This window comes from Zhongshania guokunii, assembly GCF_040892635.1.
GTDB lineage: Bacteria > Pseudomonadota > Gammaproteobacteria > Pseudomonadales > Spongiibacteraceae > Spongiibacter > Spongiibacter guokunii.
Map to the genome: position 1 here is coordinate 14,555 of NZ_JBFRYA010000004.1, position 17,235 is coordinate 31,789.

General features: G+C 46.1%; 13 protein-coding genes and 1 tRNA gene. 3 read left to right on the forward strand and 11 right to left on the reverse strand.

Annotation, left to right across the window (positions count from 1 at the left end; genetic code table 11):
* Entirely contained in the window at window positions 1–2,742 is a 2,742-nt protein-coding gene (rnr, locus tag AB4876_RS05530; RefSeq protein ID WP_368380648.1) for a ribonuclease R, read from the reverse strand.
* A 120-nt stretch (window positions 2,743–2,862) separates the two neighbouring features.
* Between rnr and AB4876_RS05535 the strand changes: the two genes are divergently transcribed.
* Window positions 2,863–2,949: transfer RNA gene (locus AB4876_RS05535), tRNA-Leu, on the forward strand.
* 82 nt (window positions 2,950–3,031) lie between these two features.
* Complete coding sequence (locus tag AB4876_RS05540) at window positions 3,032–4,729, forward strand: DUF6538 domain-containing protein (RefSeq protein WP_368380649.1); 1,698 nt, start codon at window positions 3,032–3,034, stop codon at window positions 4,727–4,729.
* 212 nt (window positions 4,730–4,941) lie between these two features.
* Here AB4876_RS05540 and AB4876_RS05545 read toward each other — a convergent pair whose 3' ends face one another.
* From AB4876_RS05545 to AB4876_RS05565, 5 genes are all read right to left on the reverse strand, one after another.
* Entirely contained in the window at window positions 4,942–5,175 is a 234-nt protein-coding gene (locus AB4876_RS05545; RefSeq protein WP_368380650.1) for a hypothetical protein, read from the reverse strand.
* 49 nt (window positions 5,176–5,224) lie between these two features.
* On the reverse strand, window positions 5,225–5,608 hold the full coding sequence (locus AB4876_RS05550) for a hypothetical protein (RefSeq protein ID WP_368380651.1): 384 nt from the start codon (window positions 5,606–5,608) through the stop codon (window positions 5,225–5,227).
* A 260-nt stretch (window positions 5,609–5,868) separates the two neighbouring features.
* Window positions 5,869–8,280 (reverse strand): DEAD/DEAH box helicase family protein, encoded by a 2,412-nt coding sequence (locus AB4876_RS05555; protein WP_368380652.1) that lies wholly within the window; start codon window positions 8,278–8,280, stop codon window positions 5,869–5,871.
* A 133-nt stretch (window positions 8,281–8,413) separates the two neighbouring features.
* Complete coding sequence (locus tag AB4876_RS05560) at window positions 8,414–8,647, reverse strand: hypothetical protein (RefSeq protein ID WP_368380653.1); 234 nt, start codon at window positions 8,645–8,647, stop codon at window positions 8,414–8,416.
* Window positions 8,648–8,752: 105 nt separating this feature from the next.
* Entirely contained in the window at window positions 8,753–8,983 is a 231-nt protein-coding gene (locus tag AB4876_RS05565; RefSeq protein WP_368380654.1) for a hypothetical protein, read from the reverse strand.
* Window positions 8,984–9,216: 233 nt separating this feature from the next.
* On the opposite strand from AB4876_RS05565, the gene AB4876_RS05570 reads away from it, so the two are divergent.
* The gene (locus AB4876_RS05570) at window positions 9,217–9,780 is read left to right on the forward strand and encodes a recombinase family protein (protein WP_368380655.1); all 564 of its coding nucleotides are present in this window, start codon (window positions 9,217–9,219) and stop codon (window positions 9,778–9,780) included.
* A 415-nt stretch (window positions 9,781–10,195) separates the two neighbouring features.
* On the opposite strand, the gene AB4876_RS05575 is transcribed toward AB4876_RS05570, so the two are convergent.
* The 5 genes from AB4876_RS05575 to AB4876_RS05595 form a co-directional block, all read right to left on the reverse strand.
* The gene (locus AB4876_RS05575) at window positions 10,196–11,158 is read right to left on the reverse strand and encodes an SIR2 family protein (RefSeq protein WP_368380656.1); all 963 of its coding nucleotides are present in this window, start codon (window positions 11,156–11,158) and stop codon (window positions 10,196–10,198) included.
* Between the two features lie 98 nt (window positions 11,159–11,256).
* Window positions 11,257–12,894, reverse strand: coding sequence for an RNA-binding domain-containing protein (locus AB4876_RS05580; protein ID WP_368380657.1), 1,638 nt, complete (start codon window positions 12,892–12,894; stop codon window positions 11,257–11,259).
* A 22-nt stretch (window positions 12,895–12,916) separates the two neighbouring features.
* Window positions 12,917–13,615, reverse strand: a complete 699-nt coding sequence (locus AB4876_RS05585; RefSeq protein WP_368380658.1) for a M48 family metallopeptidase — start codon at window positions 13,613–13,615, stop codon at window positions 12,917–12,919.
* The gene (locus AB4876_RS05590; protein WP_368380659.1) at window positions 13,612–14,139 is read right to left on the reverse strand and encodes a hypothetical protein; all 528 of its coding nucleotides are present in this window, start codon (window positions 14,137–14,139) and stop codon (window positions 13,612–13,614) included. Before AB4876_RS05590 ends, AB4876_RS05585 begins: the two co-directional genes overlap by 4 nt.
* Complete coding sequence (locus tag AB4876_RS05595; protein ID WP_368380660.1) at window positions 14,136–17,228, reverse strand: type I restriction endonuclease subunit R; 3,093 nt, start codon at window positions 17,226–17,228, stop codon at window positions 14,136–14,138. The genes AB4876_RS05590 and AB4876_RS05595 overlap by 4 nt, the downstream gene beginning before the upstream one ends.
* Window positions 17,229–17,235 lie beyond the last annotated feature (7 nt).

Here is a 17,235-nt window from a genome sequence, read left to right on the forward strand (position 1 = left end):
CTATCGACTACGACGCGTTCTAGGCGCGCCCGATTTCGCTTCGCCACCCGATTTTTTTGAAGCATCAGACTTTGGCGCTGCAGCTTTCGCCCCAGAGCGGCTGCGACGAGGCTTACCCTCTGCACCAGACGCCGACTCAGCTAACTTTGCAGCACCGGCTTTGACACCAGCCTTTGGCTTGGCTGTCGATTTGACTGCCGCCTTGGATTTGCTCGGCATTAAACCCTTCAAGCCCTTGGCCAGCGCCTCTCGAACCGAGGTCTTTTTCGGCGCGGCAGCAACAGGCACATCGACTATTGGCGCAGCTGGCTGACGCTTTTTGCGTGGCGCCGACTTCGCGGCAGGCGCTGCCGCATCCGCAGGCTTGCGACGGCGAGGCGCGGATGCCGGTGTAGTATCACCACCCCGACCACGACCTTGGCCTGGCTTGCGACGCTTGCGCGGCGGCGCATCACTGGCAGACTTAGCACTGTCAAACTCGACCTTGCGGCCAGCTTCGCCCTCCACCAAAACAACACCTAGATCAATTTTGCGCTGATCTAAGTTAACTGCCAAAACCTGCACGCGCAGCGTGTCACCCAACTGATAAACCCGCCGAGTTCGCTCACCCACCAAACGCTGATGAGCCTGATCAAACTGATAAAAGTCCTGCGGCAGCGCAGTAATATGCACCAAACCTTCTATATAAAGATCCTGCAGCTCAACAAACATCCCAAAGCCTGTGACCGCAGCAATGATACCGTCGTGCTCACTGCCAACGTGATCTTGCAAAAACTCACACTTCAGGAAGGCCATTACATCGCGACTGGCCTCGTCGGCGCGGCGCTCCGCCATGGACGAATTCGCACCTTGAGCAACAAGCGCATCAAAGTCGTAGGGATAAATAGCTTTGCGATCCAGCGCTGGCGCGTCATCCATTTTATGGAAACAAGCCGCCGCCTCACCGCCGCCACTGCGCACCAAATAACGCAGTGCGCGATGCACCAGCAAATCTGGGTAACGCCGAATCGGCGAGGTAAAGTGGGTATAGCCCGCATAGTGCAAACCAAAATGCCCCTCGTTCTCGGGGTGATAAACCGCCTGACTCAAAGAACGCAGCATCATGGTTTGAATTACCGCGGCATCTGGGCGATCACCCAGATTAGACAACAACATTTGATAATCTTTAGGACTAGGCTCTTCGCCGCCCTGCAAACTCAAACCAATCTCGCCGAGGAATTCCCGCAAATTAGTTAACTTCTGTTCAGAGGGTCCACTATGTACGCGATATAGCGCTTCCAGCCCTGAGCGATCAAGCGCCCTAGCAGTAGCAACGTTTGCGCACAACATACACTCTTCAATTAGCTTATGAGCATCATGACGACGAATCGGCACAATCGCTTCTATCCGCTTCTCATCGTCGAACACGATCCGCGTTTCCACGGTTTCAAAGTCAATGGCACCACGCTCGGAGCGCGCTTTACGCAGAACTTTGTAGAGATCTTGCAAATAACGCAGCTGCGGCAGCAAATGCGCATTGCGACCCGTGTTGTACTTGGGATCTACACCCTCAAGCTCCAACAACGCACCCACCTCGTTATAGGTCAAACGGGCATGGGAGCGAATCAAGCCTTCGTAGAATACATAGCCACTCAGCTTGCCGCTGGCGCTAATGGTCATTTCGCAGACCATGGTCAAGCGGTCTACATCGGGCTTTAACGAACACAGACCATTAGACAGCGCCTCAGGCAACATCGGCACTACGCGGTCTGGAAAATACACCGAAGTAGCGCGTTTATGCGCCTCTTGATCTAGGGCCGACCCCACTTGCACATAGTGAGACACATCAGCTATTGCCACCCAAAGACGGTAGCCGCCAGATTTTTTAGGCTCGCAATACACCGCGTCGTCAAAATCGCGGGCGTCTTCGCCATCGATGGTAACCAAAGGTAACTGGCGCAGATCGACGCGATGGGTTTTATCAGAGTCTTTAGGTTCAGAGCCAAAGCGCCGCGCCTCTTCCTCAACAGCCTCAGGCCACTCAAAGGGAATATCATGACTGCGAATTGCCAGCTCGGTAGCAACCCCCACCGTGCGCCGGTCGCCCAGCACCTCAGTAATTCGGCCCCGTGCTTGCTGGCGCTGACCAGGTTGCTGGGTCAGCTCGACCATCACGTAATCGCCTTCTTTGGCGCTCGCAACGTCGTTATCTTCCAGTGCCAGCCAGTTTTGAATACGGGTATTCTCGGGGACCACCTGCGGCAGACCACGGTGCATCATCAACTTACCCACTAACTGCTGGGTATTGTGCTCAACCACCTCAACAATAACGCCTTCACGGCGACCACGCTGATCTACACCGGTAACTTCAACTTTAACCGTGTCGCCGTCAAAAACTTGCTGCATCTGACGGTTGGCGAGGTATACATCCTCAGCCTCGCCTTCAATACTGACAAAACCAAAACCGTCGCGATGACCAATTACCTTACCGACCATGCTGTCCCCGCCGCTAATGGCGCGCAACTGACCACGACGACCTTCAATTATTTGGCCATCGCGCAACATTGCCTTAATTCGTCGGCGAAGGCCTTCCTCCTGCTCCTCGCCCTCAATCTCAAGCTGCCGGCGCAGCTGCGCCTGGCTAATGCCTTTTTCGCTTTCTTTTAGCTGTTCTAGGATATATTCACGGCTGGGAACCGGATTTTCGTAGTTCGAAGCCTCACGCTCAGCATGGGGATCGGGGAGATTTCGGCGTTTAGCCATTCAGTCGGACTTCCTTTATACAATGAAATTTAAAAAATATGGGTGTAGTGTAACGCAACCGTTGACAAAAATACTTTCTATCAGTAAATTGCGCGCCTCAGCTTTCGCTGTTCATCTCCTGCCCAGGTGGTGAAATTGGTAGACACGCTAGCTTCAGGTGCTAGTCCTCGCAAGGGGGTGGAGGTTCAAGTCCTCTCCTGGGCACCACAACTTTTCTCTTTTATTTCAAAAGTTTAGCCAGAGTTACCTCTGCTTTTAGCCAATGGTCGTTTAGAACGGACATTATTTTATGGCTAAAAACCCCTCTTACGTGACCCGCACCAAACACGGAATATACTACTTCCAAATTGCCGTCCCAAGGCATTTAAATTCGAAAAAGACTATCATCAGAAAGTCACTCCGCACCCGCTGTCGTCGGGATGCGCTGGCACAGGCTCGTCAGTGGTGGATAAATATGACAAAGAACAACTTTGAATGGGAAGACCAAGCACAGCTGGACGACAATCTTTACAGGCAAGGCAAAGGTGTAGCCCAGCGCATGACGGATTGGGGAATCTCCGAAGCCGACGAATTTGAATTTCGCGATTTCATTGAAAACCTTTCGGACTTGGAGCTACGCGCCTACGCTTTCTATGACGACAACCGTCATCCAAATAAGACTAACGACAACAATCCAAAGCCTAACCATACCAATGACGACATAACGCAAAAAATCACCAATTCGCTTGACGCACTCTACCGCCAAAGCAGAGGCATAAAACACTCAAGCAAAAAATTAAGCGTTCTACTGAAACAGTATGCCCAAAGCCAAAAAGGTAAAGTCGCACCTAAAACACTTTCAGGGCGCGTTACCGCCGCCGAACGGTTAATCATGTTCGCGGGAGACATTGAAGCCGACCAACTAAACTCAGAGATTATCACTGAAAAATACATTAATCGGCGCGACCTCCTCCCCAACGGCATACACCAAAAATCCATCTACCATGAGTGTAAAAAGCCCAAAATCAATCGCCTGACCGGTGAAATAGAGTTAAACGCACAAGGAAAACCGGTCTTGGAACCGGTCTACAAGCCCACCGAAAAAATCATTGAAATCGGAAAAAGCACAGAAGGCACCACCTATAATGGTGCCAAGCGTGTTTACACCGAATTCACCGAGTGCAGTCATTTCATTGGCTGGTGCAGTCAAAATGGCTACGCTGAAATTGGGTTAAAAGAACTGCTAGGTGGCGCACGAAAAAAACCGACCGAGAAGAATACAACAATATATTCAGAGACTGAGCTTCAACTAATCTTCGAATCAGAAAGCTACCAACAAGGTCTGCTAATGAAAAACCCACATTTTCATTGGCTGCCCCTAATCTCCCTTTACCATGGCAACAGGTTAGGTGAAATTACTATGCTTTATCTCGACAACCTATGCCAAGTTGAATGGACGGAAGGGGAAAGCACAAAAAAAATCTGGGTATTTGATATTGAGAATAATGCCAATCGCAAACAGCAAGTCAAAAACAGTCGGTCAGTTCGACTTCTACCCGTTCACCAAGTGCTTATTGATCTAGGACTAATTGAATATCGAAATCATTTAATGTCCACTGGCGAGGAGCGTCTTTTTCCCGCCGAAAAACCAAACAAAAATGGAAACTGGGGGGATAAAACATCGCGGTGGTTCAATAATGACCACAACAACAATAAATCTGGAATCGGATTTGCCGAATCCTGCGGATGCAAGAAATTCGAAACACTAAAAGGCACCAGCCTTAAAAAAGTGTTCCATAGCTTACGTAGTAACTTCATTACACGAAGCCGCCGATTAAGACTAGACGAAGAACTCTGCCGAGAACTGACTGGGCATACGCTCGGCAAACGCATGGATGTTCACAACATAAGCTACGATGAAGGCAGTGAAATCCATACACGCCACAAGGAAATTAACAAGCTACACTACGATATTGACGTAACAAAAATACAAAAATTTAGCACCTAGCAAGCGGCTTTTCTGTATTCACCGCACCGACCAATAAATATACAACACAGGAAATACAACCCGGAAAAACAGCTTGATAAATAACGGGAACCTTTCCCATTCATCCTCACACCCCCAAAATTGGCTAAAATCATGAATACATAATTCTGCGACAGCAAACCAGATAATAACGATCAAAACTGACAATACGATAAGCAAATTGACTACCTCCGTTATGACTGCGAAAACTCAAAAATACGGGACACCATCAATTCCCGCCATTCCTGTTCAGCCACAACATCTGGAAATATCTCACCCAACCCCTCCCCTGATATGCCAGAATTCAGCATCAGCATGATCAAATATTGATCTAATGATAAGTGAAGCTGCTCAGCAATTGCTTTGAACAACCCAACTGCCTCACTTGGTAACCCAGAAATAACAAGTCGACTCTTATTTATTTTCAATACCTTCCCCTAAATACAAAGAAGGTATTTATCATTACTTGTGAGAGGGTTATTCAGGGGTCAATCTGCACAACGCAGTAATGGCTGTACGGTGACCCACGACAAGAATTTGGACAGATACAATTTTCCCAGTATTACGAATATCAATAACCTCTCGAACTGGGTGATCGTAACGAATCTCAGAAAACCAAATATTAAAAAAGTGCTCTAGGCAATCCCGCTGGTTCAACTCAGAATAAACAAGATCACATCTCAGCAATGCATTGAGACTATCCGGTTGTCGCTGAATCCGAGATTTTGCTACATTAAATATAGTTGGTGTGCTCAGCAATGCATTAGAAAAGTCATGGGCAAATCCGGCGATTGTGGATTGCATTTCCTCATCGACTATTCCAAATCCATAAGCAGTGAGTATTGATTGAAAGTCCAGCATAAGGCTCATCCTGTTGAGTTAGTTTGCCAGATACTTTCAACTTCACTGAATCAATACATGAAGAACAGTCATGCATAACACTTATTAAAAATCATAGGTGTCATGCATATAGCCGTAATGAGCAAAAATTGATTTTAAGTCTGGGGACACGGCAATCACCATAAAGGTCTTTAAAGTTGCCAGAGTGCACCCAAGGAGGGGGAGTATTCACACATTATACAAGATTTGATGGGGCACTCAAAGCACCCCATCAACGACTACTATGCCGCTGCCGGTGATGCCAGATATCCCTTGTTCTTCAGGGAACTCAGTGCACCCTCAATATGGCTATCAAGGTTCGGATCACCATTCGCCAGCGCGTATAAATGGCGCTCAACCTCACATTGAGACAGCTTATGGTGGGTCACTAATGCAAGCGCAAAGCTGTAAACGACCTTGCGGCGACCCCAGCTCATACCATTTATTTCTTCCTTCCACTCCACAATGGGCTTCTTAACTTCATCCTTAGCCTTATCATGAATGCCAACCACCTTTGTTATCTCGGATGATGGCTTAATTGCTGTGCGCAGATATACATATGGGTCGACACCATGGCGATCTACACCACGCGTAGTGCAGCCAAAGGCATTGAAATAATGCCAATCGCGGTTTTCAGCATTAGTACACGGCATATAAAACGATTGATTTCCGGTACGGCACGCCCGATCTAGCCCCGAAGATATCGAATCATAGCCACTGTGCTCCAAACGATTCACAATCGAATCAAATACTGCTTTATGAGCATCCAGACTTGTTGCCGGCTGCTTATACAACATAAATACACGAAACCGATTGGGTTGCTCACTGCTGCGACTGAAGCTATTTGCAATCAAGAATGACCGCTTATTTCCCCGCCCCGCTTTATTCCAAAATATATCGATGAAATCATCTATAGATAGGTCACCATTGTCAAAATCTAAAATCATCATAGAGGATTCAAGATAATTTGCTTGGCAGCGTAAACCTTCATCAGCATTATTACGCTTCTCAAAAACGGTAGAATTGATCATGTAAGTTGCGGTCTTTTCCTCAATGACCTGCTTGGAATACGAGCGCATTTCACGCACGAACTCATTGGGCTCGAAGTAATCTAAGTAGAAATCATCACCAATCTTTTCATAAATATCTTTATGGAAGGTCACTGCGTACAGCGGTGCGTAGCCTGAACCCTGTTCCGCCATATGTTCTTCACGTTCCTTAGTAATTAAAGAGAAATTGTCAGAATGTGGCAGATTGAGGTTAAGGCGGTTATGGCGGTTGTGACGCTTTCCCGCATTGGCTTTACGAGTCCGCTGACTACTGGTCATAGCTATCTTTTTAACGAATTCCTCATCACCTATCCACTTAGCAGACATCGTGCCGAAGGCGCGACACAGACGCAAAGCGGATGTGAATTCAGGGACAATACATTCCACTACTACGTCAGATTCTGGGTTACGAAGAGCGGTACGCATCAATGCCTGATAAATGACCTCATGAATTGTCGAATTTTTAACCATTTCGCCATCCATACCCAATTCATTCAACATATGCAGATGGCGGGGTGCGCGATTAAGGGCTACAGGAAAATACAGAATATTGTGATCCATGTAGCTATTTAAACCATGTGAAACTACTGGAATTTGCGTTCCATTCGGCGCATTGAACAATTCACCACTGTAATCAGCGTTTACAGAAAATAAGAATGGACGACCCTTAATTGCAATTAGTGCAGCTTTATCCAGCGCCTCCATCCATGTCCGCCCGTCATCCTTCAGAGGTTTACCTGCAAGGTATTTTGAGAAACCGCGATCCCTCAATAGGTAATTAATCCGCAGCCGCTCACCTACCTGTGGCGGATGTGCCGTAAAACGAAGGTTCTTATTAATTTGATGATTCGTCTTAAACTCGGCACTGTGATAGTTACGTAGCCAGCTGTAGAGTAACGAATCTTCAATATTGGCACCAAGCAAAGTATGCCCTTCAAAGAGAAGTGGATTGAGCATTGAAATAAAATAGATACGTGTAGTCGCATCCTTTTTACCGAAATCCCCACGTTCAGCAAAATCCCCCCACGTTTTCAGGTCAACAAACACATCACGATTAGGTGACAGCACATCTGAAAGGAAGGGATGTATTGTTTTAGTCAGGTCATCTGACCGTTCAAGATGACGCTTTAATTCACCAGAATCAATTGGAATAACCGTTGCCAATGTTTCGTTGACCACTTCACCTATCTGTACAAACTTTGTCAATTCATCCATGTGCTGGCGTAGGTTCAAAGCATAAAAATTATCAACCTGCGGCACCTCATCTATGATCACACGCCAGTTTTGATTGTTTTCAAAGAATGGCAAAATTTGGTAACTCTGCCAAGTAATTAAAAGAATCGAGCCTGACTCTTCAGAACAAGCCATATGGCGCATGATCGCGCCAACGACATTATTCTTGTGGGTATCACTGGTAATCAAGACCGGCTTCAACCCATGCTCAACTAATTGTGTTTTGGTTTGACTTAACAGCTTTTTCGATGGGGCGACATACAGCCAATTGGAGCGTTTCTCCTGCTCCGCTAAATACTTGCAAGTTGAATAGGTCTTACCACTTGAACACGGCGCACTCACTGTGCGTATTACAGTATCGAGATTAATCATTTTTACTTACCTTTATTATTGTTATTTGTAGTTCAGTCGCCGCGACACCGGCGTAATATCCATCATCTAGTAGCGAGGGGTCATCAGGGCTGAACGGCAGCAACCGTTCGACCCTGTAAAATCCCTATATTTTTCATGCAGTCATAATGCCGGGCATTTCCTCCTTCTCTATATCCTGATTTCCTACCTGACAGTCATAAAGCTTATGGATTGCAGCTTCCACAATTGATGTTTCACTGGTCTGATAGAAGCGAGACAACCAATTCAGCTTGATGATCGCGAAGTTAGTCATCCGGAAATGCTTGCGATCACGGGTATACCGCATCGCACGTGAGCAGCCTTCGGGCAATATATATGGTGTTTCCATGGTTCTTCTCCTTTGTATGGTCGTTGGTGTACAAACTGGCGTACACAGGTATTTATGCGTCCAGCATCGTAAAACCCGAAAATAATTAAAATTATTTCCAGATCCTCATAAATCTGCATATTCCGGCTCAAATTCATCGAAGTACCCTTTCTTGCGCCCAATAGTACATAGCGTATTTTCGGGGGTACCTGTGGCTTCGAACCGGTGCAAGTGCTGCGACAGGGCTTGCATGACCAAATTGGACTTTGAATAGCCGGTACTGACTGATACGTGATCAAGCCAACTCATCAAGTAGGTAGGCATCGTGAAGGTTTGTTTGTCGAATTGCTGTTTCATAGCGTGAATACTCCATTAGTTTGTTAATACATGGAGTATTTATCAGATACGGATCTGGTACCGACTCAGTGAGTGCCGAGAGTGCTTAAGTCAGGTGTAGCCATAGACTTTAGTCATCGGAGACAGGTCAAAATCTGTACACTTTAACCCTGTATTATCCTATAATAGACACTTCTCCTTTCCCCCTAGACTCAAAGATGAAACTGGCTAATTCACCCACATAGGGAATGCCAATGGAATTTATCTATCGCCGAGTTTCAACGATTGACCAGAAAACAGATCGACAGCTACCGGGACTTATAGCCGACCGCGAGTTCGAAGATAAGCTGACCGGTAAACATACCGACCGACCACAACTTCAAGCAATGCTCACCATGCTTCGCCCCGGTGACGTCATTCACTGCCATGAGTTGAGTCGTCTCGCCAGAAATACCCGCGACCTCCTTGATCTGGTGGAACATATCACCGCTCTTGGTGCGACCATCAAGTTTCACAAAGAAAATATGACCTTCAACCCAGACTCTGAAAATGACCCATTTCAAAATCTAATGGTGACCATGCTTGCCGCATTATCAGCCTTCGAGCGCGAGTTAATTGTCCAGCGTGTGCGCGAAGGAGTTGCCATTGCCAAAGCAAAGGGTAAGTACAAAGGTCGAAGCTCAAAATTCACCGCTGCTCAACTGGATCAGATTCGAAAGGAATTCGATGAAACACCGAACAAGGTAAGCCTTGCTAAGCGTTGGGGTATCAGCCGGGGGTACTTATACAAGATTGCTGCCAACAAGGGGAAAGAATGACCGTCACCATGACCCGATCATCAACCACCACCATCCGGGAATCAGCATTCTGCCTGGAATTCATGTCGGACTTTGAAGTCAGGTTGCGCTTGTGCAACCCACCACACAGCCCTTTTGATGACTGGGACGACCCCGGGGATGGTTATGCACGTACTCACCGGGATTCGAATATATCCATAGCCCTGACCCGCTGGGTTATTCGTGAGATTGGATGTCACCTGAAAGCTCACCGACCACCCTTTATCTACTACACACTGGGATTCGACTTTTCGCGAACTCGACTGTATGAAAGGGTTGGTCGTGGGTTTAATAAAGTCGGGTATGAACTATCGTACATACCCAATACAAGTGGATTTTACTTGTATAAAACAGCGAGAAACTGAGTGTTTACAATGGGTAGCCTACAGAAAAAGAACTACCAATCACAAAACTCCAGGATATTATCCAATTGAATAAGGTCGACGGAATCACCAAGTTTCCGTTGCCAACATCTCAACCGCACGCCGAAGTCACCCGAATCTGTCCATTCAACCACCCTGATTCGCTTTTGCTTCGATGTGGATAGTACTCGCTGATTTAGATGCTCATCTAAACCGCCATACCCTATTAAAATTATTTCTTCCGATTCTGACAGTGCTTCACCGAGAAATTCCCAGTACCCAGAAAGCACCTTGGATGATTCAATAACTGACATTTTATGATCAATATGAGTGAGCACGATATGCGCCCTATTACAGTTAGTATCCATGCCTAACTCGTACCGCCCTAGCTTTTTGGGTAAATTTTCACCGTAAAATAATGGTGACCCATGCAAATGCAGGTAATATCCAAGTCTACGACCGGGGTTACGTTTCATGTTTTCACGCTGGTAACCCGCATTCAACATGCCATCAATCAGGTCGCCATCATATCCATTAACCAAGCCATAACTGCAGATTGCATCGTACAGCAGTCGGTCATAGTTTAGTGTTGCTATGTGCGATTTAGACTCACGGATGAATTCACACAAAGGAACAACAAAGCCATCCGGCAAATCCCTTTGGTAAAGGTGTAGATGCGTAGCAACCTTGTGAATGAACTTTGAAATCGTCGCTGGGAAATCGCGACCGTAATGACTTAACCAAGGAATTTCTTCATTTTCAACGTCTGCAAGAAATCCACAGGCTGTTACGACTAAATGCAAACGGTCTAACTCGTGCTCACCTACTGGTGGGTTTCCATCGTCGCGCTCCAAGCATTGCAAGATACATCTCTTTTCATCATCTAGTAAAATACCGGGAGTATGCCAAACGTGCTGAATTGCATTTGGAAGTAGGAAGTGTTCATGATCGTGGGCTAAACTTAGACCGTTGCCTACGATAATGGTCTTTTTAGGCATTTCTGCATATCCTAAAATAGATAAATAATTGCAAAGACCTTTGCTAAAACTTATAAAATTCTAAGAAGGTCTTTTCAAAAATCGAAAAATAGCCAAATTTAATTTGGGAATCGATGCCGAACATACTCTACGAGTTTTGGACCATGAAGCTGATCTGAAGCCGGATTAGTCCTGACATAAAACTCTATCCCGTCCAAATAACATGGAGTACTAGCAGGTCGGCAAGAAACCTCAAGTACCTTTCTCGCATCCAAATCTACAAGCCGGTAATCAAAAAATGGGTAATACTGCTCACCAATCCGCTCTTTTAGCTTGTTCTTGAAATGCTTAAAAAACTTATCCGAGTCACCGCCATAGAATTTCTCAATCTCACTATCAACACCTTTAACCTCACCTCGATCACTGACACCGACTAACAGTGTTCCACCCTCGGAGTTCAGAAAAGCAACAATCGTCTTCAATGCAGCAGTTTCAATGTATTTTTCTTTAGTACCTTTACTGATGCATAAGCTAAGCGACTCTTTAAACTCCCGGTGCTTATCTTCTCCAAAACGCGCCATTGAACGAACACGGTCAGAATCAGTTAATTTGTTCAACACATCTAAAATTGAGTCCAATTGTGCTTGAATGACGACAGAAGATGTCGGGTTTAAGGAAATTTCGCTATCAAAAACATCAATAGCTCCCTTTAGTATCCCTAGCTTCTTATGAGTGGCAATAATTTCTCGCTGAATACTAATACTCGGTACGGATACCAATATTTTAGACAATGATGATCTACTTAGTCTCAAAATCCCTATACTCGTACTTATTGACTCCAAAATAAGTTGACCTAACGTAGATTGAAAATATAACCGCAAATACTCATTATTAACAAAGGGCTTAAGAACCAGTTGAAGATAATTCCTATGACTACCAGTGATATTATCCAGCTCGGTAAACAACACTGGCTTCCCGACGATCCGAATATATATTGTATTGTCTATCACCTCGAAATCAGTTTCAGTTTTCGCACTATTAACCACTTCAGCAATTTCATTAAGGGCGTATTTTTCATAAGCTCCATATTGACTGCTAAGCACATCAATTTTCTTTGCTGCTTTTAGCTGTGAAAATCCTCCACGAAAAATCTCTGCTGGCACCATAGTTCCACAGAGAAGATCCCCTGAATCTTCATTACCTATAAAAGCATGACCCAAACTAGCCGCTTGATCACACCCCTCCATCTCGCCAACATAAAGGGAATCACTTACAGACCTCGTAATACAAACTAAAACCGGACGAAGTCCGGTTTCTGGCTCTAGGATCTTCTCCGGCATATTAAAAAAGGCGGACACAAAAAAACCTTTCATTCCTAAAAATTTCCGAAACCTCTTGCCATTTTCAAAATTAAAACAAGTTGGCTCGATAACAAACAAACCAATCCCATTATCATTGAGAAGACATAGCGAGTCATATATGAAACACCAGTTTTTCGGGAAATTTGATAGCTCATCACTTTTCTCAGTGTGCTTATCTTTTTTCAGACCTATAGGGAAATCACCAAGAACGATGTCAAACTTTGAATCTGATACTATCGGCTCTATATAATTCGAATCCATTCGCTCAATTCCAGCCAAATCCTGAAAAAGACCAAAGTTGGACTTTGATATAGCTAAAACTTCGCTCTTAGGGCGTTCACCAATCATACCCCTTAAAAAACAACCTAAAATTGCAGCTGGCTCGTTATTGATCATGATCACTCCTTTATTTCGCTATTTACCAAACACCATATTCGGAGTGTTTTAAGTAAGTCCTTAACCGCTCATAATCCGTCATCACCTTACCCACTTCTTTCCAAAATTCCGCCGAGTGGTCATGTCGTTTCAAGTGGCACAGCTCATGCACCACCACATAATCCACACAACGATTCGGTGCCATCATGATCCGCCAGTTGAACTCCAAGATCCCTTTCGCGGTACAGCTACCCCAGCGTGATTTAAAGGTCTTGATTCGCACATCAGCAGGCTCAACACCCACTATCGGAGCATAACGTTCAACCTTTTCACACAACTTCTGCTCTGCCTGTCGTTTATACCAGCGTATTAAGGCATTACGGATCATATGGGGTTGATCCTTACCTTTGGGAACCGTGACCACCAACCGCCCCTTGAGTAAGCGTACAGGCTGGAATGCACCCTCTTCGACTTTCAGGCGGTAATTTCGCCCTAGATATGAAAAGGCTTCACCTGACACAAACTGCTTTTCGCTAGCGGGTTGTGCTTCGCGATGCAGTGCAATCTTTTCTTTGATCCACGTTCGCTTGGTTTTCAATAAGGAATCCACCCGTTCAATGGGCAGGCTTATGGGTATCACTATCAACACCGCGCCGTCTTCAACTCGTATATCGGCAGTCTTGCGACGGTCTGTACGGATGACCTCGGCTATAAAGCCAGGTCGCTCAAGGTATTCTCTCACCCGTCTTCCCCTGCCATCTGTATAGAAGTCAGTCCAATTTTGGGCAACGCGTCTCCGACTGCTTCTGATAACGCCATCAGCAAGTCGTTATATAAACCATCAACATCGTCTTGGTCGGATATATGCCGGTTCACGCAATTTTCCCGATGTGCATCCAAAGCACGCTGCGACGACGTAAGGAATCCGCGTACTGTATCCAAATATTTTTTGTCCAAGTACGGCATCCACTCAAATGCCCTAAAGTGGAATTCACGGAGCATTGAGATCACTTCTTTCTGCGTATCAATCAAACTCTTTCCTGATAGTGAGAACCTTTCTCCATACTCACTTGCCAAGTAATGGTGGGATATAAAGTCAATTTTACACAGGGATGATTTTACTTGCTGCTCTGAATCCAGCCGTTGTCGCCATTGATATTCAGCTTTCTTAGCCTGCATCGGCAAGTATCTTATTGATAGCCAAGCACCAGTTCCAGAAGCAAGTAGTGTAAGAAAAAGGTCTAGCACCTCAATTTCGTTGCTCATCCAAATTTTCTCTTAGCCAAGTCCAAGAACCGCTCCTGAACCACCTTCACAATAGCTGCTTCACCATAGGAACAATCCAATATTGCCCGTTTAATTTCTTTCTTCATTCGCTTCACTTCATCATTCTTTTGGAAGAAATCAACAATCCGGGTGGCTTCGTCAAACATTTCCACCAATGACTGACTGGTGGCTTTTATTTCTTCATGCTCTTCATCGCCCACCACACCATCGTTGCTATGTGCGCTTACCTCAGCCATCAAGATGTTATAGAAGGCGTATTCAGTTTCGGTAAGCCCTAGGTCGTCCGCTGCTTGCTTATGTTCGGTTTCAATGTTGGAAACCAAATCCGATAGCAATTCCAATTGCTGATCCCACTTACCCTTGGTTTTCTCGATGATATCCCGTAGCCGCAAGCTTAATGATTTGTAGTATTCAGGGTCTTCATCCAAGTTGACGGTAATATGGTGTTTGATCGCGCTTTCAATTTCAGAAGCTCGCGATTCAGGTGACTTAACCTTCTCTACAGATTCTTTAAAGTTTGCCGCCATGAGATCAACGGGCGGAATTTTGGGGTCGACCCCCGTGCTGATGATGTGGTCTTCAACCAGCTTGCGTACCTTTTCACCGGCATCTTTGATGTTAAGTCCAGGATCACGGTAACGGTTGCGAGCGGCATTCTGCACTTTGCCCCATAGCTTCAAATCAGGCACAAACGGCTTCGCTGCCACATCAGGCAAGATCACATCCATTTGTTTGGCGAAGCGTTTAAACGCCAACTCAAACTGCTGGCGGATGTCTTCGTCTTTAAGGAATAGAACGTAATCATCAATATCATCACCCTTCACCGAGGCAAAGACCTGTGCAACGCGGGTATGGGTCGCTTTAAGCTTGGGTATTTCGTCTTTCAGTGAATGATAGGTGCCAACCACATCATCACTACTGAACATATCAAGGGCTTCAGTTAAGTGTGTGGACAAACCATGGTAATCCACGACAAAACCGGCTTGTTTGCCCTTATACGTCCGGTTCACCCGTGCAATGGCTTGCATCAAGGTGTGATCTTTCAGGCTGCGATCTATGTACATGACCTGCGCTATTGGCGCATCAAATCCGGTCAGCAGCATGTCCTTCACGATAAGGAAGGCGGTGGGGTCTTCTTTTTCTTTATCAGTCCCCAGCGGCTTGGTGAAGTTCTTGATGACCTGCTTCTGATGGGCACCATTGGTATAAGGCGCGTACATCGGTTCATCGTTGTGCTTACCGGATATAATGACTTCCGAGGGTGGCGCACCGAGGTCATCCAACGTTTTCTTGAACAGCGTTGCCGCATAACGGCTACCTACGACAATCATGCCCTTGAAGCCATTGGGCTGAATGTGTTCGCGATAATGCTTCAGCAGGTCGATACAGACCCAGCGAATACGGGCGGGAGCTTCACGTACTGCACGTTCAACCCCGTGCTTCTTTTTGATCTCACGCTTTTCATCATCGCTGTAGCTTTTGAAGTATTCTTCAAACAGGGCATCCAGTGATTCACCCACTACATCACTTTGTACTTCTCGACCTTCGTAGATAATACGAACCGTCGCCCCATCCTCTACCGCCTCATTGATCTTGTACTGATCGATATAGCCACCAAAGGCTTGATCCATCTTTTGGTTTTTTAGCAGCGGTGTGCCTGTAAAACCGACTTTAGGGGCATTGGGCAAAGCGGCATTGATCGTCGCAGCCAAATTACCGAACTGGGTACGGTGAGCCTCATCCGCCAGCACGATGATCTTGTCGCTGGGGTTTAGGTCTTTAAAGTCACCATCAGCTTCCGCATCCTGAAACTTCTGCACCATGGCGGTAACAATATCGGATGATTCACGGCTCAACAGGGATTTGAGTTCTGATACCGAACCGGCGTTATAAACCGTTTCATTCTGGGCATCGCGGAAGGTGTTGGATAACTGCGCATCAAGTTGAGTACGGTCGGTGACAAACACCAATTTGTATTTCTGCAATTCAGGATCACGGCGCATCTTCACCGCCAGCATAACCATTGTCAGCGATTTACCAGACCCTTGGGTATGCCACACTACCCCCGACTTCTCTTTGCGGTCTTTGCCGACTTTAAGGCGCTCTATGACCTTATTCACCGCACGATACTGCTGATAGCGGGCAACCTTTTTGATCAAGCGACTATCAACCGCTTCATAAATGGTGAAATTCTGAATAAGGTCTAAGAAGTTGTAAGGGCTGAACATCCCTGCAATCAATCGCTGCTGAGGTGTAACGGTACTGATCTTTTCTAATTCACCGGCATAGCAAACCGGTGAAGCCATTTCCCTGACTTCATTCTCACCAGAGAGCAAAGCTGAACCACTGATGTCGGCATCGGTTAACGGATACGCATCCTTCCAATCACCATAGTGCTGAGCACTGGAACTGATAGTGCCGACCTTGGCTTGATCCCGACAGGTACTGACCATCAATTGGTTATACCAGAATAGCCTTTGCGCCCCTTCATTTTCTTCGGGGTAACGCAGATTGGCATAGCGGCGAAGCTGATTTATTCCCTCACCAATGGCATCAGACACATACGGAGATTTGCATTCAATGACTGCTAACGGCAAGCCATTCACGAAACACAAAATATCGGGAATGATGTTTTGATCGCCCTCTATCTTGAACTGGCTGGTACACAGAAAGTCATTATTGGCAGGGTTATCAAAATCAATGATCTTGACCGTCTGCCCTTTGCGCCCTTTGCCAAGGTCTTGCTCTACAGACAGGTAATTAACCAACATCTGATAGAAGGCATGATTGTATTCCATCAAACCAACATGATTCGGGTGAGTGATCTCACGCATAACCTTGCGCAGATTCTCTTCACTGATCCATGGATTCAGCTTACGCATGGCAACTTCAAGGCGGTTAACCAACACCACCTCATTCATACGCGCACGCTCAGTTGAAGAGCCATCAGCCAATAAATAGCCGGGGGACAGCTCAGCACCAGCAACATACGTCCAGCCCAGTTTAGCCAACTGATCTATTGCGGGTTGCTCTACTTTATCGAGTTCATCCTTAAACATGACGTGCATGGATGCA

Coding starts and splice junctions, on each gene's coding strand:
- AB4876_RS05560 (WP_368380653.1), bottom strand. CDS start 8,647: ATGGAAACACCATATATATTGCCCGAAGGCTGCTCACGTGCGATGCGG.
- AB4876_RS05590 (WP_368380659.1), bottom strand. CDS start 14,139: ATGAGCAACGAAATTGAGGTGCTAGACCTTTTTCTTACACTACTTGCT.
- AB4876_RS05580 (WP_368380657.1), bottom strand. CDS start 12,894: ATGATCAATAACGAGCCAGCTGCAATTTTAGGTTGTTTTTTAAGGGGT.
- AB4876_RS05550 (WP_368380651.1), bottom strand. CDS start 5,608: ATGCTGGACTTTCAATCAATACTCACTGCTTATGGATTTGGAATAGTC.
- AB4876_RS05595 (WP_368380660.1), bottom strand. CDS start 17,228: ATGCACGTCATGTTTAAGGATGAACTCGATAAAGTAGAGCAACCCGCA.
- rnr (WP_368380648.1), bottom strand. CDS start 2,742: ATGGCTAAACGCCGAAATCTCCCCGATCCCCATGCTGAGCGTGAGGCT.
- AB4876_RS05570 (WP_368380655.1), top strand. CDS start 9,217: ATGGAATTTATCTATCGCCGAGTTTCAACGATTGACCAGAAAACAGAT.
- AB4876_RS05540 (WP_368380649.1), top strand. CDS start 3,032: ATGGCTAAAAACCCCTCTTACGTGACCCGCACCAAACACGGAATATAC.
- AB4876_RS05555 (WP_368380652.1), bottom strand. CDS start 8,280: ATGATTAATCTCGATACTGTAATACGCACAGTGAGTGCGCCGTGTTCA.
- AB4876_RS05565 (WP_368380654.1), bottom strand. CDS start 8,983: ATGAAACAGCAATTCGACAAACAAACCTTCACGATGCCTACCTACTTG.
- AB4876_RS05575 (WP_368380656.1), bottom strand. CDS start 11,158: ATGCCTAAAAAGACCATTATCGTAGGCAACGGTCTAAGTTTAGCCCAC.